The sequence below is a fragment of the Streptomyces sp. 7R007 genome, assembly GCF_054850255.1.
Window position 1 is genome coordinate 32,440 of the sequence record NZ_JBTWMV010000050.1, and the last position, 19,251, is coordinate 51,690.

At 72.0% G+C, this 19,251-nt stretch carries 16 protein-coding genes and 1 pseudogene; 10 read left to right on the plus strand and 7 right to left on the minus strand.

What is annotated here, in order from left to right; all coding sequences use genetic code 11:
• Positions 1 to 124 precede the first annotated feature (124 nt).
• Entirely contained in the window at positions 125 to 769 is a 645-nt protein-coding gene (locus ACYF6T_RS37275) for a TetR/AcrR family transcriptional regulator (protein ID WP_461702188.1), read from the plus strand.
• Between the two features lie 155 nt (positions 770 to 924).
• A complete protein-coding gene (locus ACYF6T_RS37280) occupies positions 925 to 2,466 on the plus strand; it encodes an MFS transporter (RefSeq protein ID WP_461702189.1) in 1,542 nt (513 codons plus the stop codon).
• A 108-nt stretch (positions 2,467 to 2,574) separates the two neighbouring features.
• On the opposite strand, the gene ACYF6T_RS37285 is transcribed toward ACYF6T_RS37280, so the two are convergent.
• The gene (locus ACYF6T_RS37285) at positions 2,575 to 3,078 is read right to left on the minus strand and encodes a MarR family winged helix-turn-helix transcriptional regulator (protein ID WP_461702190.1); all 504 of its coding nucleotides are present in this window, start codon (positions 3,076 to 3,078) and stop codon (positions 2,575 to 2,577) included.
• A gap of 111 nt (positions 3,079 to 3,189) precedes the next feature.
• On the opposite strand from ACYF6T_RS37285, the gene ACYF6T_RS37290 reads away from it, so the two are divergent.
• Positions 3,190 to 3,981, plus strand: a complete 792-nt coding sequence (locus tag ACYF6T_RS37290; RefSeq protein ID WP_461702192.1) for a dioxygenase family protein — start codon at positions 3,190 to 3,192, stop codon at positions 3,979 to 3,981.
• A gap of 15 nt (positions 3,982 to 3,996) precedes the next feature.
• On the opposite strand, the gene ACYF6T_RS37295 is transcribed toward ACYF6T_RS37290, so the two are convergent.
• Positions 3,997 to 4,515, minus strand: a complete 519-nt coding sequence (locus ACYF6T_RS37295) for a GNAT family N-acetyltransferase (RefSeq protein ID WP_461702194.1) — start codon at positions 4,513 to 4,515, stop codon at positions 3,997 to 3,999.
• Positions 4,516 to 4,734: 219 nt separating this feature from the next.
• Here ACYF6T_RS37295 and ACYF6T_RS37300 point away from each other — a divergent pair, with 219 nt between their 5' ends.
• Positions 4,735 to 5,733: a sigma-70 family RNA polymerase sigma factor gene (locus tag ACYF6T_RS37300; RefSeq protein WP_461702195.1), complete on the plus strand. Its 999-nt coding sequence runs from the start codon at positions 4,735 to 4,737 to the stop codon at positions 5,731 to 5,733.
• 482 nt (positions 5,734 to 6,215) lie between these two features.
• Entirely contained in the window at positions 6,216 to 7,088 is an 873-nt protein-coding gene (locus ACYF6T_RS37305) for a TetR/AcrR family transcriptional regulator (RefSeq protein ID WP_461702196.1), read from the plus strand.
• A 28-nt stretch (positions 7,089 to 7,116) separates the two neighbouring features.
• Here ACYF6T_RS37305 and ACYF6T_RS37310 read toward each other — a convergent pair whose 3' ends face one another.
• A complete protein-coding gene (locus tag ACYF6T_RS37310) occupies positions 7,117 to 8,085 on the minus strand; it encodes a helix-turn-helix transcriptional regulator (protein WP_461702197.1) in 969 nt (322 codons plus the stop codon).
• A 257-nt stretch (positions 8,086 to 8,342) separates the two neighbouring features.
• Here ACYF6T_RS37310 and ACYF6T_RS37315 point away from each other — a divergent pair, with 257 nt between their 5' ends.
• From ACYF6T_RS37315 to ACYF6T_RS37335, 5 genes are all read left to right on the plus strand, one after another.
• Positions 8,343 to 9,887 carry an MFS transporter gene (locus ACYF6T_RS37315; protein ID WP_461702208.1) on the plus strand — a complete coding sequence of 515 codons (1,545 nt, stop codon included), beginning with the start codon at positions 8,343 to 8,345 and terminating at the stop codon, positions 9,885 to 9,887.
• 332 nt (positions 9,888 to 10,219) lie between these two features.
• Positions 10,220 to 10,981: a DeoR/GlpR family DNA-binding transcription regulator gene (locus tag ACYF6T_RS37320; protein ID WP_461702198.1), complete on the plus strand. Its 762-nt coding sequence runs from the start codon at positions 10,220 to 10,222 to the stop codon at positions 10,979 to 10,981.
• A complete protein-coding gene (gene pfkB / locus ACYF6T_RS37325; protein ID WP_461702200.1) occupies positions 10,978 to 11,925 on the plus strand; it encodes a 1-phosphofructokinase in 948 nt (315 codons plus the stop codon). The genes ACYF6T_RS37320 and pfkB overlap by 4 nt, the downstream gene beginning before the upstream one ends.
• A 538-nt stretch (positions 11,926 to 12,463) precedes the next feature.
• A complete protein-coding gene (locus ACYF6T_RS37330; RefSeq protein ID WP_461702202.1) occupies positions 12,464 to 14,761 on the plus strand; it encodes a PTS fructose transporter subunit IIABC in 2,298 nt (765 codons plus the stop codon).
• Positions 14,762 to 14,983: 222 nt separating this feature from the next.
• A complete protein-coding gene (locus ACYF6T_RS37335) occupies positions 14,984 to 15,235 on the plus strand; it encodes a hypothetical protein (protein WP_461702203.1) in 252 nt (83 codons plus the stop codon).
• Between the two features lie 91 nt (positions 15,236 to 15,326).
• Here ACYF6T_RS37335 and ACYF6T_RS37340 read toward each other — a convergent pair whose 3' ends face one another.
• The 4 genes and pseudogenes from ACYF6T_RS37340 to ACYF6T_RS37355 form a co-directional block, all read right to left on the minus strand.
• The gene (locus ACYF6T_RS37340) at positions 15,327 to 16,073 is read right to left on the minus strand and encodes a DUF6227 family protein (RefSeq protein ID WP_461702204.1); all 747 of its coding nucleotides are present in this window, start codon (positions 16,071 to 16,073) and stop codon (positions 15,327 to 15,329) included.
• A gap of 193 nt (positions 16,074 to 16,266) precedes the next feature.
• Positions 16,267 to 17,490: a L,D-transpeptidase gene (locus tag ACYF6T_RS37345; protein WP_461702205.1), complete on the minus strand. Its 1,224-nt coding sequence runs from the start codon at positions 17,488 to 17,490 to the stop codon at positions 16,267 to 16,269.
• 456 nt (positions 17,491 to 17,946) lie between these two features.
• A complete protein-coding gene (locus ACYF6T_RS37350) occupies positions 17,947 to 18,981 on the minus strand; it encodes a P1 family peptidase (RefSeq protein WP_461702206.1) in 1,035 nt (344 codons plus the stop codon).
• 49 nt (positions 18,982 to 19,030) lie between these two features.
• Positions 19,031 to 19,251, minus strand: a pseudogene (locus ACYF6T_RS37355) (low temperature requirement protein A); the annotation flags it as partial.

Consider the following 19,251-nt stretch of genomic DNA (forward strand, 5'->3'; position numbering starts at 1 on the left):
GGTCACAGAATATTCGTCGGTCAACCTGAAATAAGCGGGGAGCGTCTCCCCGTTTAGCTAGGTGTCCGAGTGAAACGGGGACCACGTCCCCGGATCGCCTCACCGTCGACTACCGGAGTACGCCGTGACCACCGCGACCGTCGTTCAGCGCAAGGCGCCCCGGCCCCGCGCCGACGCCCTGCGCAACCGGGAGCGCATCGTCACCGCCGCCCGCGAGATGTTCACCGAGCACGGCCCGGACGTGCCGCTGGACGACATCGCCCGCCGGGCCGGCGTCGGCAACGCCACGGTGTACCGCAACTTCCCTGACCGCGACGCGCTGGTCCGCGAGGTCGTCTGCTCCGTCATGGACCGGACGATCGAGGCGGCCGACCGGGCGCTCACGCAGAGCGGGGACGCCTTCGAGGCGCTGGAGCGCTTCGTGCACGCGGCCGCCGACCAGCGGATCAGCGCCCTGTGCCCGATGGTCTCCAGCACCTTCGACCAGAACCACCCCGACCTGGAAGCGGCTCGCGAGCGGTGCGAGCAGACCGTGGAGGAGCTCATGGACCGCGCCCGGCGGGCCGGCCAGCTCCGCACGGACGTCGGCGTCGGCGACCTGATGGTCGCGGTCGCCCAGCTCAGCCGGCCCCCGGCCGGCACCGGCTGCCAGATCAACGACCGCTTCCTCCACCGTCATCTCCAGCTGTTCCTGGACGGACTGCGGGCCCCGGCCCGCTCCCTCCTGCCGGGCACGGCGGCCACCATGGAGGATCTGCGCCGGCCCTGACCGATTAGTTCCGCCTCACCAGACCGTCTGAACAGACGGCAGGCCCGAAACACCACACCACCGTCCCGAACGGTCGTCTCGGTCGGGGAAGCCCGAGACGGCCCGCTCCTTACGACACCCTTTTTCCGTCACGAAGTCCCGAAGTGGGTACCCCCATGTCTGAAACAGCCGCAAAGGCTCCCGGCGTCGGCGATACCAGCGCTCACGCCAACCGCTGGAAGGCGCTCGTCTTCATCGCGCTCGCCCAGCTGATGGTCGTCCTCGACGCCACCATCGTGAACATCGCCCTTCCGTCCGCCCAGCAGGACCTGGGCATCTCCGACGGCAACCGGCAGTGGGTCGTCACGGCCTACGCCCTCGCCTTCGGCGGTCTGCTGCTCTTCGGCGGCCGCATAGCCGACCTGTGGGGCCGCAAGCGCGCCTTCGTCATCGGCCTCACCGGCTTCGCCGCCGCCTCCGCGCTCGGCGGAGCGGCCACCTCCGGCGCCATGATGTTCGGCGCCCGTGCCCTGCAGGGCGTCTTCGGCGCCATGCTCGCGCCCGCCGCGCTCTCCCTGCTCGCCGTGATGTTCACGGACGCCAAGGAGCGCGCCAAGGCGTTCGGCATCTACGGCGCGATCGCCGGTGGCGGCGGCGCCGTCGGCTTCATCCTCGGCGGTGTGCTGACCGAGTACCTGGACTGGCGCTGGACGTTCTTCGTCAACATCCCGTTCGCCGTGATCGCCGCGCTCGGCGCGTACTTCGTCATCCGCGAGCCGGAGGGCGGCCGCAACCGCAACCCGCTCGACATCCCGGGCGTGCTGCTGTCCACCCTCGGCCTGGTCTCGCTGGTCTACGGCTTCACCCGCGCCGAGTCCGACGGCTGGGGCGACACCATGACCGTCTCCCTGTTCGTCGCGTCGGCCGTGTTCCTGCTGGCCTTCGTCGTCACCGAGGCCCGGGTCAAGGCCCCGCTGCTGCCCCTGCGCGTGGTCACCGACCGCAACCGCGGCGGCATCTACCTCTCGCTCGGCATCGCGATCATCGCGATGTTCGGCACGTTCCTCTTCCTGACCTACTACCTGCAGGTCATCAAGGGCTACTCGCCGATCAAGACCGGCTTCGCCTTCCTGCCGATGATCGCGGGCATGATGACCGGCTCCACCCAGATCGGCACCCGGCTGATGACCCGCGTCCCGGCGCGGGCGCTGATGGGCCCGGGCTTCCTGGTCGCCGCGGCCGGCATGTTCGTGCTGACGCGGATGGACATCGGTTCGTCGTACGCCTCGACCGTGCTGCCGTCGATGATCCTGCTCGGTCTCGGCATGGGTACGGCGTTCATGCCGGCCATGTCCCTGGCCACCCTGGGCGTCGAGCCCCGGGACGCCGGTGTCGCCTCCGCGATGGTCAACACCTCGCAGCAGGTGGGCGGCGCGATCGGCACCGCCCTGCTGAACACCATCGCCGCCTCCGCGACGACGTCGTACATCAAGGACCACATCGCCTCCGCGACCTCCAAGTCGCAGGCCCAGCTGGTCCAGATGCAGGGCGCGGTGCACGGCTACACCAACGCGATCTGGTTCGCCGTCGGCATGCTGGTGCTGGCCGCGGTGATCGTCGTGACCCTCGTCAACGCCGGCCGCCCGGGCTCGACCACGGTGACCGGTTCCGAGGAGGGCGTCGCGGACGAGGCGGCCGTGCCGGTGATCGCCCACTGACGGCGGGCAGGGACTGACGGTACCCCTTCGGAACTCGTCGGACCTCGCCGTACGTACGAGGAAGGGGACGCCTCGTACGTACGGACTCCCCGGCGGCGCCGCGCAGTTCTAGCGCAGCCAGGGCAGGTCCGCACCCGCTTCGTTCGGCTGGAGTCCCTCGGCGACGATCTGCATGATCTCGCCGAGGGACTTCTGCTGTTCCGGGGTCAGCCGGTCGAACACCGCCTGCCGTACGGCGCTCACATGGCCCGGCGCGGTGCGCCGCAGCACGTCGTACCCGGCGTCGGTCAGCACGGCGAACTGGCCCCGCTTGTCGGAGGGGCAGTCCTCGCGGCGGACCCAGCCGTTCTTCTCCAGCCGGGCGATCGCGTGCGACAGGCGCGAGCGGGTGATCTTCGCCTTCATGGCCAGTTCGGTCATCCGCAGCCGGCGGTCCGGGGACTCGCCGAGGCCGACCAGGAGGCCGTAGTAGATGTGCGGCATGCCCGCGTCCCGCTGCAGCTGGCGGTCGAGGTGGTCCTCGAGAAGGGTGCTGGCGTGCAGGTAGGAGCGCCAGATGCGCTGCTCCTCGTCGGTGAGCCAGTGCGGCTCTTCGGATGCGGGTGCGTTCATGCCTCCACTCTACGAGAGCTCTCCTTGAAGTTTAAATAATTGGGGCGTACAGTCGCCGTGGACATTGAGAGTTAAAGTAAGTTCGTACGTCACTGTGAGGGAGCCGCCGTCATGTCCGCCGCCGTCCCGGAGCGCATGCCCGCCCTCTACCTCAGTCACGGCGCCCCGCCGCTCGCGGACGACCCCGTCTGGCCCGGCGAACTCGCCGCCTGGTCCGCCGCCCTGCCCCGCCCCAAGGCGATCCTCATGGTCTCCGCCCACTGGGAGGAAGCCCCGCTCGCGCTGGGCGCGGTGCGGACGGTCCCGCTCGTCTACGACTTCTGGGGCTTCCCCGAGCACTACTACCGGGTGACGTACGAGGCCCCCGGCGCCCCCGAACTCGCCGAGTCCGTGCGCAAGTTGCTGCGCGCCCCGGGCACCCCCGTGCAGGACATCCCGGACCGCGGCCTCGACCACGGCGCGTACGTGCCGCTCGTCGAGATGTTCCCGGCCGCCGACATCCCGGTCCTGCAGATCTCCATGCCGACCCTCGACCCGGTCCGGCTCATGGACATCGGCCGCAAGCTGGCGCCGCTGCGCGACGAGGGCGTGCTGATCGTCGGCTCCGGCTTCTTCACCCACAACCTGGCCGCGCTGCGGTACACGGGCGACGGCGTGCCGAGCTGGTCGTCGGAGTTCGACGACTGGGGCCGCCGGGCGCTGGAGGCACGCGACTGGGACAGCCTGCTGGACTTCCTCGACAAGGCGCCGGCCGGGCGGTACGCCCACCCGCGCACCGAGCACTTCGCCCCGCTGTTCGTCACGATGGGCGCGGCGGAGGCCGGGGGCGAGCTGGACGCGCAGAAGTCGGTGATCGACGGCTTCTGGATGGGGATGGCGAAGCGGTCGGTGCAGTTCGGCTGAGGCCGCGCCCCCGGCTTACAGCTCCTTCTCGTACCAGGCCACGTCCCAGTACCTTCCGAACTTCCGGCCCACCTCCCGGTACGTGCCGAGGTACCGGAACCCGAAGCGTTCGTGCAGCCGCGTGGACGCTTCGTTGGGCTGCGCGATGCCCGCGTAGGCGCGGTGCAGGTCCTCGTCGGCCAGGGCCTCGAACAGGGCCTTGTAGAGGAGGGTGCCGACACCGCGGCGGCCGGCGTGCGGGGCGACGTAGACGGTCACCTCCACCGAGGTCTGGTACGCGGGCTTGGCGCGATAAGGGCTGGATGTGGCGTAGCCCAGAATCTCCTGTGTGTCCGTGTCTGTGGCAACCATGAGGCGGTACGGGCCGTCTTCAGGGTGGGAGAGCAGCCAGGGGCGGCGCTCCTCGGGAGTGAAGACCGCGGTGTCGAATGTGATGGGCGTCTCACGTACGTAGTGGTTGTAGAGGTCGGTGAGGGCTTCGAGGTCCGCCTCGACTCCCGGCCTGACCTGCACCTCTGTGCGTTCCGACGGCATCGGTCCTCCTCGTGTGGCCGCACAGGGTACTGCATGATCAGAAAATTGGGGGGTCGGGTTGGGAATTCTGTCCGGATTCCAGTCGTTGTTTCCATCGGATGCAGGGCACCCGACAAGGGTGCTGAGCGGTGCTCGACGGCGAGTGCCGAGAGGTACCCGGCAGCGAGTGCCCGGCGTCTGAAGGACCACCCGCCAGCCCACCATCGCAAGGGAGCACGCATGGCAACCCGTGCCGTCGCCCGTCGTCAGTCCGCCACCGGCGAGACCGTCGACACGGCAAGCAGTGTTCGCGCACATGGCGGCGAGATCGCAGACCGCGACCTGGTCGGCATGTACCTCGACGAGATAGCGCGCACACCGCTGCTCGACGCCGCCAAGGAGGTCGAGCTGTCCCAGATCATCGAGGCGGGTGTGTTCGCGCGACAGGTTCTCGACGGGTACGAGGAGTCCAGGGCGGACGCCACCCGCGAGGAGCTGGAAGCCCTGGTCGCCGAGGGGGAGCGGGCCAAGGACATCTTCATCCGCTCCAACCTCCGCCTGGTCGTGGCCGTGGCCCGTCGCTACCCGCGCAGCGGCCTGCCCCTGCTGGACCTGATCCAGGAGGGCAACGCCGGCCTGGTGCGCGCGGTCGAGAAGTTCGACTACCGCAAGGGCTTCAAGTTCTCGACGTACGCGACCTGGTGGATCCGTCAGGCCATCACCCGTTCGATAGCCGACCAGTCCCGCACGATCCGCCTGCCCGTCCACCTCGTGGAGGAGCTGGGCCGCATCCGGCGCGTGCAGCGCGAGTTCAACCGCGAGCACGGCCGCGACCCGGAGCCCGCGGAGATCGCCGCCGAGCTCGGTTCGAACGCCGAGCGCGTCACGGACGTCCTGGACTGGGCCCGCGACCCGGTCTCGCTGAACATGTCGGTGGACGACGAGGGCGAGACCCAGTTCGGCGACCTGCTGGAGGACACCTCGGCGGTCTCCCCGGAGCAGTCGGTCCTGACCCTGCTGCGCAGCGAGGAGCTGGACCACCTGATCGGCCGCCTCGACCCGCGCACGGCCTCCATCATCAAGATGCGCTACGGCATCGAGGACGGCCGCGAGCGCACGCTGACCGAGGTCGGCAAGGAGCACGGCCTGACCCGCGAGCGCATCCGCCAGATCGAGAAGCACGCGCTGCTGGAGCTGAAGAAGCTGGCCCGCGACACCGGCTTCGAGGCCGCGGCCTGACATCCGCCGGGCGCGGGGGCGGGGGCGCGCGCGGCTCGGCCACCGCCCGATGGCGTACGACGGTCGCCGACCGCGTACGCCAGGTGGCGGAAGACCGCGCAAACATGGCGGTGTAACGCCGCTTCAACAGCCAGAGCCGTGGGAACAAGACTTCAGGGCACAGGAGTTCGGGCCCTGAACCCCGTAGCCCACGTCGAACCCCGTAGACCACGTCGAACCCCGTAGACCACGTCCCGACGCAATCCCCCCCCCGGCGCCGGGACTTTCCACGAGCCGGGCTTCGGCGCCCTTCCCCCCGGGTGCCGGAGCCCGGCTCCTTTTGCGCGGGCGGCCGGCGGTCGCCGTTCGGCTGCGGTCGCCGTTCGGCTCGGGTTGCCTGGGCTGGGGGCGCCGTCGTGCTTGGAGGGCGGGGCACTCCGGACCTGAACCCCGGAGTGGCCCGCCGAATGGCAGATTCTGCCACATGGGCATAGCCTGCCGGTGTGAGCAGTTCCACCCCCCGCCCCTCTTCCCTGACCGAGCGGCGCAAGGCCGAGACCCGAATGGAGATCGCCCGCGCGGCGGCCGGCCTCTTCGTGAGGCAGGGGCTGCGGGCCACCCGCGCCGAGGACATCGCCCAGGCCGCCGGCATCGCCCCGCGCACGTTCTACCGGTACTTCGCGACCAAGGAGGAGGCCGTCGCCCCCCTCTACGCGGCCGGCGCCCACCGCTGGGCGGAGGCGGTCCGCGACGCCCCCGCGCACCTCTCCGTCCCCGAGGCCCTGGAACACGCCGTCCGCCACACCTTCACGCCGGGCGCCGGCGTCTCCGCGGCCTCCTGGGAACTGGTCCGCACCCTCATCCGCCTGACCGACTCCAGCCCGGCGCTGGGCAAGGTGTGGGCGGAGGTCTGCCAGGAGGCGGAGGAGGAACTGGCGGAGGTGTTGCGGGGGAGGGGCGCCGGGGGTGGGCCTGGGGGTGCGGAAGCTTCGGGGGGTGCGGAAGCTTCGGGGGGTGCGGAAGCATCGGGGGGTGCGGTTTCTGGGGATGCGGGGGCTGCGGGCTCGCGGTCCGAGGGGGCTGAGGTGGTGCGGGGTGAGGTCGCACAGGGCGCAGCGGTGAAGCGGGGTGGGGGTGCCGAGGGTGCGGTGACGGTGCGGGGTGAGGTCGCCGAGGGGGGTGACAACGTTGGCGCGGTGCCGTCGCTCGGGCTGCGCTTCGCCGCCGCCGTCGCCGCAGCCGCCGTACGCGTCGCCGTCGAGAGCTGGGCGGCCGGCACCGCGCCGGCCACCGGACCGCGGGGCCCGGCGACCCTGGCGCTGCGCAACCTCTCGGCGCTACGGGACTTTCCGTGGACGGAGGCCGGAGCCGCCTAGCGAGCGGACCGGGAGGTACCCCCGCGGGTCACGACGGTCCGCCCGCCCGGCTCAGCCGGCCCCCCAACTCCCGTACACACACCACGAGTTCCTCCGGTCGGCGGACAGTGAACTCGAACCCCAGCAGGGCGAGCCGCACCGCCAGCCACTCCACGTGGTCCGCGGTCGTGGCCTTCAGCACACAGCCGCCCTCCCCCTCCGGCTCCGGCGTCCCCAGCCACGCCGGAACCCGCGCCGCGACGGCCTCGGCGGGCGCGGCGAACGCGACCTCGATGTCGTACGACTCCTGGTGCCGCTGCATCGAGCGCCGCAGGTACTCCGCCGCGTCGCCCGTCGGCAGCTCGCGCGGCGTGAAACGGGCGCCGGTGGCGAAGGGTTCGCTGACGCGGTCGACGCGGAAGGTGCGCCAGTCGGCGCGGTCGAGGTCGTAGGCGACGAGGTACCAGCGGCGCCCGGTCGAGACCAGCCGGTACGGCTCCGTCACGCGTCGCGACGCGGTGCCGTCCGCGGCGCGGTAGGCGAACCGCAGCCGCTCGTGCCCGGCGACCGTGGAGGCCATGACGGTCAGCGTCTCGGGCGCGATGCTCGCGCCGTCGCCGCTGGTCAGCGGGGTGGTGGCGGCCTGGAGCGTGGAGACGCGGTGGCGCAGCCGGGAGGGCAGCACCTGCTCCAGCTTGGCCAGGGCGCGTACGGACGCCTCGTCCACGCCTTCGAGCGCGTGCCCGGCGCCCGCGCGCAGGCCCACCGCGATCGCCACCGCCTCCTCGTCGTCGAGGACGAGCGGCGGCATCGCCTTGCCCGCGACCAGCCGGTAGCCGCCGTCGGCGCCCTTGGTGGCCTGCACCGGGTAGCCGAGCTCGCGCAGCCGGTCGATGTCCCGGCGGACGGTGCGGCGGGAGACGCCGAGCCGGTCGGCGAGCTCGCCGCCGGGCCATTCGCGGGGCGTCTGGAGGAGGGAGAGGAGCGTCAGGAGCCGGGCCGGGGTGTCCGTCGTCATGAGTACGAGAATGCCGTACGACTAGGACACGATCTGACCTAATGGGGTCGTAGCTTCGGGACATGACCTCAACGGAGACGACCACCCTCAGTGCCACGAACGACATGGCCGACGGTGCCCCGTGCGACACGGCCGGCAGTGCCTCGAACCACGCCCTCACGGCCGACGGCGTGCAGCCGGGGACGCGGTCCGGTGCGGGACCCGCCGTCCGGCCCGCCGAAGGCGACCGGCGTCGCTGGTTCGCCCTCGCCATCGTGATGACCGCGGCCTTCATGGACCTCGTGGACGTCACGATCGTCAACGTCGCCATCCCCTCGATCCAGCGGGACGCGGGCGCCTCGTTCAGCCAGATCCAGTGGATCACGGCCGGTTACGCGCTGGCCTTCGCCGCCGGTCTGGTCACGGGCGGCCGGCTCGGCGACATCCACGGCCGCAAGCGGCTCTTCCTGCTCGGCATCGGCGGCTTCACGCTCGCCTCCGCGCTGTGCGGCTTCGCCGCGAACCCGGAGATGCTGGTCGCCTCGCGGATCCTCCAGGGCGGCATGGCGGCCATGATGGTGCCGCAGGTCCTGTCGATCGTGCACGCGACCTTCCCGGCGCACGAACGCGGCAAGGTGTTCGGCCTGTTCGGCGCGATCGTGGGGCTGGGCGCCGTCCTGGGACCGCTGCTGGGCGCGCTGCTGACGGAGTGGAACCTGTGGGGCCTGGAGTGGCGCCCGATCTTCCTCATCAACCTGCCGGTGGGGATCGCGGGCCTGGTGCTGGGCAGCCGTTTCATCACCGAGTCGAAGGCGCCGCGGGCGCTGAAGCTGGACCTGGTGGGCGTCGCGCTGGTGACGCTGGGCCTGCTGATGCTGCTGTACCCGCTCACCCGCGGCCGCGAACTGGGCTGGCCGCTGTGGGGACACCTCTCGATGGTCGGGGCCGTGGTGGTCTTCGCGGCGCTGGTGGCGTACGAGAAGCGCAAGACCGCGCGGGACGGCTCCCCGCTGGTCGAACTGTCCCTGTTCCGGGTCAAGAGCTTCGCGGCCGGCATCGCCGTGCAGACCGTCTTCGGGATCGCGCTCGGCGTGTTCTTCCTGGTGTGGACGCTGTACATGCAGATCGGCCTGGGCTGGAGCCCGCTGCGGGCCGGCCTGACGGGGGTGCCCTTCTCGATCGCGGTCTCCACGGCTGCGGGCCTGTCGGTGCAGAAGCTCGTGCCGCGGTTCGGGCGCAAGGTGCTGCAGGCGGGCGCGCTGGTGATGGCGGCGGGCGTGCTGCTCTACATCTGGGAGTCCGAACGGTACGGCCTCGGCATCGCCTCCTGGCAGATGGCCCTGCCGCTCGTCGTGATGGGCGCGGGGATGGGGCTCATCTTCGCCCCGCTGACGGACGCGATCCTGTCCGAGGTGCCGCGTGAGCACGCCGGTTCGGCGTCCGGGCTGATCAACACGGTGCAGCAGATGGGCAACGCGCTCGGGCTCGGCCTGGTGTCGGTCGTGTTCTTCGGCCGGATCGGCGACCGGCTGCACGCGGACCAGGTGGGGCCGGCCTTCGTCCACGCCTTCCAGCACGCGCTGTGGTGGGTGGCCGCGGTGATGGGCACGATCTTCCTCCTGATGTTCGCGCTGCCGCGGAGGGCGCCGCAGGAGGGGGCGGAGGTCGAGACTGGGGCTGGGGCTGGGGCTGGGGCCGGGAACGGGGCCGGGAACGGGAACGGGACCGGGACCGAGGGGCAGCCGGCGGGTGAGGCCGGGGCTTCAGGGCTGGCTTCAGGCGAGGCTCCGGCGGGTGAGAAGTCGCCCGAGCTGGTGGGGTGAGAAGTCGCCCGAGCTGATGGGGTGAGAAGTCGCCCGAGCTGGTGGGGTGGGGCGGCGACGTCACAGGCTCCTGCAAGGCACGCTCCTCCTGGGCATGGATGGGGCGGATGGGATGGATGGGCCGTGAAGGGCCCGGCGGCTCCGGCTGCCGGGCCCCTCCGTCTTTTTCTGCCGGCCCTTCGGCCGTCGTGACCTGGGCCGGAAGTCCGTTCATGCCCGAATGAGGTCCGAACCTGTTTACTTTCCGGAAATCCGGGCGTAGCCTCCGAGCGAAACCACAAGTTCGGGCATCAAACGGGAATGGTCGGACATCGAGGCGGAGGCGAACGGACATGTACGCACCGGAGCGGCAGCAGGAGATCCTGCGGCTCGCCCGTGACGGCGGCCGGGTGGACGTGGTGTCGCTGGCTGAGGAGTTCCAGGTGACGGCGGAGACGATCCGGCGCGACCTGAAGGCCCTCGACCGCGCCGGCCTCGTCCGCCGGGTGCACGGTGGTGCCATACCGGTCGGCCGGCTCGACTTCGAGCCCGACCTCGCCGAGCGCGAGGGCACCTCGGCGGACGAGAAGGACCGTATCGCCAAGGCGGCCGTCTCGGAGCTCCCGCTCGAAGGCACGCTGATCCTGGACGCCGGCACGACGGTGGCGCGACTGGCGGCCGCCATTCCGCTGGAGTCCTCCCTCACCGTCGTCACCCACAGCCTGCCCATCGCGGCCCGCCTCGCGGACCACCCCGGCATCCAGCTCCACCTCGTCGGCGGCCGCGTACGGCACCGCACCCGCGCCGCCGTCGACGCCTGGGCGCTGCGGGCGTACGGCGAGATCCGGGCGGACGTGTTGTTCGTGGCGGCCAACGGCTTCTCCGCCGAGCACGGTCTGACCACCCCCGACCTCGCCGAGGCCGCGGTCAAGCGCGCGGCCGTCGCCGCCGCCCGCCGCGTGGTCCTCCTCGCCGACTCCTCCAAGCACGGCCAGGAGCACTTCGCCCGCTTCGGTGACCTGAGCGACGTGGACCTGCTGATCACCGACAGCGGGCTGAGCCCAGAAGACGCCGTCGCCATCGAGCGCGGCGGCACGGAAGTAGTGCGCGCATGATCCTCACCGTCACCCCGAACCCCTCCCTGGACCGCACCTACGAGGTCCCGTCCCTCGACCGCGGCGAGGTCATCCGCGCCACCGGCGAGCGCATGGACCCGGGCGGCAAGGGCGTGAACGTCTCGCGCGCCGTCGCGGCCGCCGGGCAGCGCACGGTCGCGGTGCTGCCCCTGGGTGGTGCGCCGGGAGCGCTCGTCGCCGATCTGCTCGACGCGCAGGGCATCGAGGTCGCGCCGGTGCCGGTCGCCGGTGCCACCCGTTCCAACATCGCGCTGGCGGAAGCGGACGGGGTGCTGACCAAGATCAACGCGCCGGGTCCGGAGCTGTCGGCGGAGGAGCAGGAGCTGCTGCTGGAGACGGTGCGGGCGCAGTCGCGGGACGCGGACTGGATCGCGTGCTGCGGGAGCCTGCCGCGAGGTCTCGCGCCGGCGTGGTACGCCGATGTGGTCGCGCGGGCGCACGCCGGGGGCGCGCGGATCGCGCTGGACACCTCGGGGCGTGCGCTCCTGGAGGCGCTGCGCGAGCGGCCCGACGTGGTGAAGCCGAACGCCGAGGAGCTCGCGGAGGCCGTCGGGCGCCCCCTGACGACGGTGGGCGACGCGGTGAAGGCGGCCGAGGAGTTGCGCGGGATGGGCGCGCGCGCCGTGCTCGCGAGCCTGGGCGCCGACGGGCAGTTGCTCGTGGACGACGCGGGCGCCTGGTTCGGCAGCGCGCGCGTGGACGCCGTACGCAGCAACGTCGGCGCCGGCGACTCGTCCCTGGCCGGCTTCCTCATCGCCGGCGGCAACGGCCCGGAGGCCCTCGCCTCGGCGGTGGCCCACGGCGCGGCGGCCGTCCAGCTGCCGGGCAGCGTGATGCCCACGCCGGACGACCTGGACCCGGCGGCGGTGACGGTGACGGCCGAGGTGCCGGTGGACCGGATACTGACGGAGCCGGTGTCATGAACGTTGGTACGACTCCGGTCTTTTCGGTGCCTGCGGTGTCGTGCGCGGCTGTGGTGCAGGCGGCTGCGGCGTCGCGTGTGACTGCGGCGCTGGTGCCTGCGGTGTCGTCGGAGATTGCGGTGTCGGTGACTGCGGCGGTGCCTGCGATGGCGGTGCCGGTGGCTGCGGCGTCGTCCGCGGCTGCGGTGCTGGCGACTGCGACATCGCGCGCGATTGCGGTGCCGGTGCCCGCGGTGTCGTCCGCGGCTGCGGTGCCGGTGACCGTGGCGTCGGCCGTCGGTCTCTCCGGTGTCCGGGGTCGGCGGTCGTTTCCCGGCACCGCGGCCCTCCCTGATACGGCCCCATGGCGACGAGGCTCCCCGTTACTCGCCGCCGCCGACGGGCGGCGGGGCCACCTGAGCCGCCCCGCCGCCCCGGGGAGGCGGGGCTTCCCCGGCTCCGCCTCCCACGGCCCTGCTCACCCCACCCCCCACAACACCCCCGTCCCCACCCCCGCCCACCCCACTGTCCGGGCGATACGCGTGCGAAGGAGCCCGCGATGAGCGAGATGATCACCGCGGACCTGGTCGACCTCGACCTGTCCGCCGATACCAAGGAAGCGGCGGCGCGTGCCCTCGCCGAGCGCATGGTGGCCCTGGGCCGGGTGACCGACCTGGAGGGCTTCCTCGCCGACGTGGCCGCCCGCGAGGCGCAGATGCCGACCGGCCTCGACGGCGGCATCGGCATCCCGCACTGCCGCAGTGAGCACGTCACCGAGCCGACGCTCGCCTTCGGGCGCAGCGCCGCCGGCATCGACTTCGGCGCGGCGGACGGCCCCGCCGACCTGATCTTCCTGATCGCGGCGCCCGCGGGTGCCGACGATGCCCACCTGACGATCCTGTCGTCGCTGGCGCGGCAGTTGATGAACGCGGAGTTCACCGGCGCACTGCGGTCGGTGGGGGATGCGGAGGCTGCGGCGGCGCTCATTCGAGGGGATGCGCCGGGGGCGGACGCCGAGGGCGCGGGCAGCACGGGTCGCGCCGGATCGGGCGCCGACGGTGCGGGCGACGCAGGTCGCGCGGGCTCTGGCGCTGACGATGCCGGTCGCGCCGGTGTGAGCGGCGCGGGCGAGGGTGGTGCTGCGGGCGTGAGCGGCGCGGCAGAGGGCGCGCACGGCGCTGCCGACGGCGCCAAGGGTGCCGCGAGCGCCGTTCAGGGCGCCTCTTCAGACTCCGTGGCGTCGTCGGTGGCGGCCTCCGCCGACGCCGCCACGGACAACACGGCCTCGGCGCCGGGCGCGCACGCCGGGGGCGCGTCCCCGGCGTCGGGCGCCGGCAGCACCGACGAGCGCCCCTTCCGTATCGTCGCCGTCACCTCCTGCCCGACCGGCATCGCCCACACGTACATGGCGGCCGAGTCCCTGGAGAACGCCGGCCGCGAGGCGGGCGTCGAGGTCGTCGTCGAGACGCAGGGCTCGGCCGGCTTCACCCGCCTCGACCCGGCCGTCATCGCGGCGGCGGACGGCGTGATCTTCGCGCACGACGTCCCCGTACGGGAGAAGGAGCGCTTCGCCGGGAAGCCGACCGTCGACGTCGGCGTGAAGGCCGGCATCAACCGCCCCGGCGAGCTGATCACCGAGGTGCGCGAGAAGGCCGCGCGCGGCGAGGTGACCACGGGCGCCCCCTCGGGCGCGGGAACGCCGGTCGAACGCGCCGGCGACTCCGGCGAGGGCTACGGCACCAAGCTGCGCAAGTGGCTGATGTCCGGCGTCAGTTACATGGTCCCGTTCGTCGCGGCGGGCGGTCTGCTGATCGCCCTCGGGTTCGCGATCGGCGGATACAAGATCAAGTCGGCGCCCTCGGTGATGGACCACTTCGTGTGGACCCAGACCGACAGCTGGGCCGCCCTGCTCTTCCAGATCGGCGCCGTGGCCTTCGGCTTCCTGGTCCCGGTGCTGGCGGGTTACATCGCCTACGGCATGGCGGACCGTCCGGGCCTCGTCCCCGGCTTCGTCGGCGGCATGATCGCCTCCACGATCAACGCCGGCTTCCTCGGCGGCCTGGTCGCCGGCCTGCTGGCCGGCGGTGTGGTGATGGCGATCCAGAAGATCGACATCCCGGCGGTGCTGCGCGGCATCATGCCGGTGGTGGTGATCCCGCTGATCTCCTCGGCGATCGTCGGCTTCCTGATGTTCGTGGTGGTCGGCAAACCCATCGCCTCCGCCCAGAAGGGCATGACCGACTGGCTGAACGGCCTCTCCGGCTCCAACGCCATCCTGCTCGGCGCCCTGCTCGGCCTGATGATGTGCTTCGACCTCGGCGGCCCCGTCAACAAGGTCGCGTACACCTTCGCCACCGCCGGCATCGCGGTCTCCAACCCGAGCGACTCCGCGATGAAGATCATGGCCGCGGTCATGGCCGCCGGCATGGTCCCGCCGCTGGCGATGGCCCTGGCCACCACGGTCCGCGGCAAGCTCTTCACCGAGACAGAGCGCGAGAACGGCAAGGCCGCCTGGGTCCTCGGCGCCTCCTTCATCTCCGAGGGCGCCATCCCGTTCGCCGCGGCCGACCCGCTGCGCGTCATCCCCTCCTCCATGGTGGGCGGCGCGATCACCGGCGCCCTGTCGATGGCCTTCGGCGCGACCCTGCGCGCCCCGCACGGCGGCATCTTCGTGGTCCCGCTCATCGGCAACCCCTTCCTCTACCTGATCGCCATCGCGATCGGCGTGTGTGTCACGACCGCCCTGGTGGTCGTCCTGAAGGGCATGCGCAAGCCGGCGCCCGGAACCACGGGCGCGCAGACGGCGAACGGCACGGCCACGGCGCAAACCGAGGCGAAGCAGCCGGTCGCGGCGTAACAGGGGCCGGGCCGGTCGCGGCGGGACAGCGACCGAGAACCGGACGGCGACCCGGAGCGGGGCGGAACCGGTGGTTCCGCCCCGCAGGCATGTCTCCTTGGCGCGCTGTGAGTTGTTCTCGGCGTGTGCGGGGCATGTGCGAGACCTGCGACCTGCTGCGAAGCCTGCGAGATATGTCACGGTCCGGGGCCGCAGTCCCGGACCGTGGTGTCTACTGGGCGCATGCCCGACCACGTCTCGATCCTCCAGTCCCTGGGCGTGGCCGTTCTCGCCTGGGCGCTCGCCGTCTGGCTGATCGGCCTGGCCCGCATCCTGCGCCGCGGCCGCGACGGCGCCGGCCTGTGGTCCGGCGCCACCCTGCACGCCCTCCCGCCACAGCGGCGGATCGGCCCCCAGCTGGAGGCCGTGGAACTGACGCCGGCGGAGCGAGACGCCTTCGCGGGCCTGGTACGACAGCTCAGCGACGGCCGCTGACACGGGCGCCGGGCGCCGGGCGTGGGGGTTGTGCCCGCGCCGTGCGCGCCCGCGCACTCGGGTTGGCGTGCGCCCCCGGCGTGCGCGTAGCTCAGGAAACCTGTGCCGCGCGCCGTTCCATCGCGTCCCGCGCCGCGTCCTCCGTCACGTACACCTCGCACATGTGCCGCCCGTCCGGCGTCGCCGTGTGCTCGACCTCCCACAGGGAGATCTCCGCGCCGTCCCGCAGCAGGAACGCGTGCTCGTACAGCGAGAAGCACAGTCCGGCGCGCCGCGCGCGGCACGGGCGCCCGAAGGCCTGCGTGATCTGGTGCGCGAACGCCGTGGTCAGCAGCACGGCCGTGTCCGCGCCGGGCCGGTCCGGATTCTCCGCGCGGCGCAGGAGCCGGCGCGCGTGGTCGGCCGAGTCGTCCGGCACGTACGCGTGCCGGGGCGCGGGCACCGGCGACAGCTGCACCGTCACCGGCAGCTCGAAGTCGGGGGCGTCCGGCGGCAACGGCAGGCGCGCGGTCGCGGCGCGCAGCTCCTCCTCGTCGACGTACACCTCGTGCTGCTGGATGCCGTCGCGCGCGGTGTTGTGCACGAGCTCCCAGAGCGTGAGCGCCGAGCCGTCGGCGAGCAGCCAGGTGTGCCGGTAGGTCTCCCGGTGCAGGCCCGCGCTGTGGTGCGCGGAGTGCAGCGAACTGTCGTGCGCCAGCGCGCAGTCCAGGCGCCGTATCGTCTCGTCCGGCAGCTCGAAGGAGTTCAGGGCACGGCCGAGCAGTCGCGCGAGGTGCTCCTCCGGAGACTCGGGCGACTCGGGTGGTTCGTACGCTGCCGTCTCGTACGGAACGCTCAAGGCTTCTCCCGGCGTTGCTGCATGTCACCTTGTGGGTGCATACCGTAGCCCCTCGGTCGGACATCATGTCCGGGAACCGAGAAAACGTGCGCTGGGAAAACGCGCGGGCCGCGCGGAAAGTTCCCGCGCGGCCCGAGGAATCGTCAGAATTCGCTGATCAGACGGCACTTGCGCCGATCATGGCCCGGCTCTCTCAGACCGCGCTGCCCGCGATCCAGTCGCTCCAGGAGAGGTTCCAGCCGTTGAGCCCGTTGTCGGGCGCGACCGTCTTGTCGGGGGAGTTCTTCACGATCACGACGTCGCCGATGAGCGAGTTGTCGTAGAACCACTTGGCCGGCGTGTCACCCTGCGCGCCCTGCACGTCCGCGAGCCCGACGCAGCCGTGGCTGGTGCCTTCCCTCCCGAAGGGCGGGTTGCCCTTGTTGTACCAGTAGTTGCCGTGGATGAAGGTCCCCGACTGCGTCAGCCGCATCGCGTGCGGCACGTCCGGGATGTCGTACTCGCCACCCAGGCCGACCGTCTGGCTGTTCATGCGCGTCTGCACGAACTTCTCGGAGATCACCATCTGCCCGTTGTACGTGGTGTGCTGCGGGCTGCCCGACGAGATCGGCACCGTCTTGAGGGTCTTGCCGTCCCGCACGACCGTCATGGTCTCCGTGTTGACGTCGACCGTCGACACCTGCGAGCGCCCGATGGTGAAGGTGACCGTCTTCTTCTGCACCCCGTAGACGCCGTTCGCGCCCTCCACGCCGTCCAGGTCGATCTTCATCGTGACCTTGGAACCGGCCTTCCAGTACTCCTCGGGCCGGAAGTCGAGCCGCTGAGCCCCGAACCAGTGCCCGACCACCTTCTGGCCGCTGCTGGAGGCGACCGTGATGTGCGACTGCACGGCCTTCTTGTCGCTGATCACCTTGTCGAAGGTGAACGACACCGGCATCCCGACACCCACCGTCGTGCCGTTGTCGGGCGTGTACGTCCCGATGAAGCTGTGCGCCGAAGTGACGGTGGTGAAGATCGAGTTGGCCGCGGCCGTACGACCGCTCGCGTCCTTCGCGGTCGCGGACAGCTGGTACTTCGTGCCCCGCTCCAACTGCTCGTTCGGCTTCCACGAGCTCCCGTCGGCGGATATCGACCCCGCCACGGCCTGCCCGCTCCCGGCCACCGTCATCTTCACGTCGGTCAGCTTGCCGTCGGTGACCTTCACGCCGGTCGTGTTGATCGACGCGTCGGTCGAGCCGTCCTTCGCCGAGATGACGATCTTCGCCGTCGACGTCTTGGCGGAGGTCGTGCCGCCCTTGCCGTCGTTCGCCGAGTCGGCGTTGGCGTTTCCACCGCAGGCGGTGAGGGTGAGGGCGCCGACCATCAGGACGGCACAGGCCCCCAGTGCGCGCCGCGCTGCTATGTCCGGCGTTGTCACGGGCTACTCCAGGTTCGTGTGATGTGCGTGATCCGCTCCAGTGCGTCGAGAAAGAGGGCCGGGACGACGGCCGGGGTTCCCGCCGTCCGAAAGGAACAACGACACGTGACAGAACCGGGACAATCACGGGCCGTAAGGGACGGGCGTGCGGCGCAGCGTGAGCGGTGCGGGGCGGGACGAGGGGCGCGGGGGCGCTGCGAGGGGCGCAGGGTGTGGTGTGCGGCGTGCGATGAGGGGTGCGGAGTGTGGTGTGCGGCGCCCGGCGAAGGGTGCGGGACGTGGTGGCGGCGCCTGAAGAGGTGCGCAGGTCGTGGTGTGCGGCGCGTGGTGCGGGGCAGGGCTGCGGCGCGCGCGTTGGCGTGGGAGTGCGGCGCGCGTGCAAGGCGCAGTACGCGGCGTGCGCGGCGCGGCACAGGTCGTGGGTCGTGGGCTACGCGCCGCGGAGCGCGCCCGAGATCACCCGACCCCGTACAACTCCCCGTACGACGGCCACACTCCACCCGCCCCCGCCCCCGCCCCCGACTTCGCGGCGCGCACGGCTCGCACGATCGTGCGGGTCACCACGTCCGCGCCCGCGGCGAGGAGCGCGTTCAGCGCGAGGGGTTGCTCGGGGTCGAGCGGCCGCGCCCCTGTCGCCAGCGCGAACACCGTGTCGCCGTCGTTGAGCAGGTGCACCGGCCGTACGGCGCGCGCGATGCCGTCGTGCGCCGTGCCGGCCAGCTTCTGCGCCTGTGCCTTGGACAGTTCGGCGTCGGTGGCGACCACGGCGAGCGTGGTGTTCAGCGGAGGGAGTGCGCTCTTCTCCGCGATCTCGGCGAGGCGCCGGCGCGCGGCTTCGTGGACGTGCGCCTCGGGATAGTTCACGCGCCCCTGGAACAACTCACCGTAGAGCACGCCCGTTTCCGGATCCACCGCCGACCCCGCGGCGTTGGCCACGACCAGCGCGGCCACGGTGACCCCCGACTCCAGGACAACGCTCGCGCTGCCCACGCCCCCTTTCACCGCGCCCACCACAGCGCCCGTACCGGCGCCCACGCACCCTTGCGCCACCGGCGCGCCCACCTCGCTCGCAGCGGCCGCCTCGACCGCCTCCCGGCCCGTGCCGGCGTCCGGCCGTGCGGAGAAGTCGCCGCCGCGCCCCAGATCGAAGACGCAGGCGGCGGGCACCACCGGCACGACGTGCGCCGGATCGGGCCCGACGCGCACCCCGCGCCCCCGCTCCTCCAGCCAGGCCATCACCCCGGACGCCGCGTCGAGCCCGTACGCGCTGCCTCCCGTCAGCACGACGGCGTCGACCTTGCGCACGAGGTTGCGCGGGTCGAGGGCGTCGGTCTCCTTGGTGCCGGGACCGCCTCCGCGTACGTCCACGGCGGCCACGGCCCCGCCCTCCGGGGCGAGTACGACGGTGGTGCCGGTGAGCCAACCGCCGCCGGTGCGTGTCGCGTGGCCGACCCGCACCCCGGCGACGTCCGTCAGAGCGTCAACTGTCATGCGCCCAGTCTGGCCCGGCGATGCCCCGCAGGGTGGCGCGGGCGGCCGGTCACGCGACCGGCGTCGTCGCCCGCTCCCCGCTCGCCCCGCCGGTCTCGCGCTCCCGGGCGACCATGCGCGCCGTGAGCGCCACCCCGGTCGCCACCGCCAGCGCCGACACGAGCCCGGCGGCGAACACCGCCCAGTGACCCAGGAAGGTGCAGCAGATCACCAGGAGGGCCGTGGCCGGAAGCACCAGCTGCTGAGCGATGCCCACCTTGAAGTAGCGGG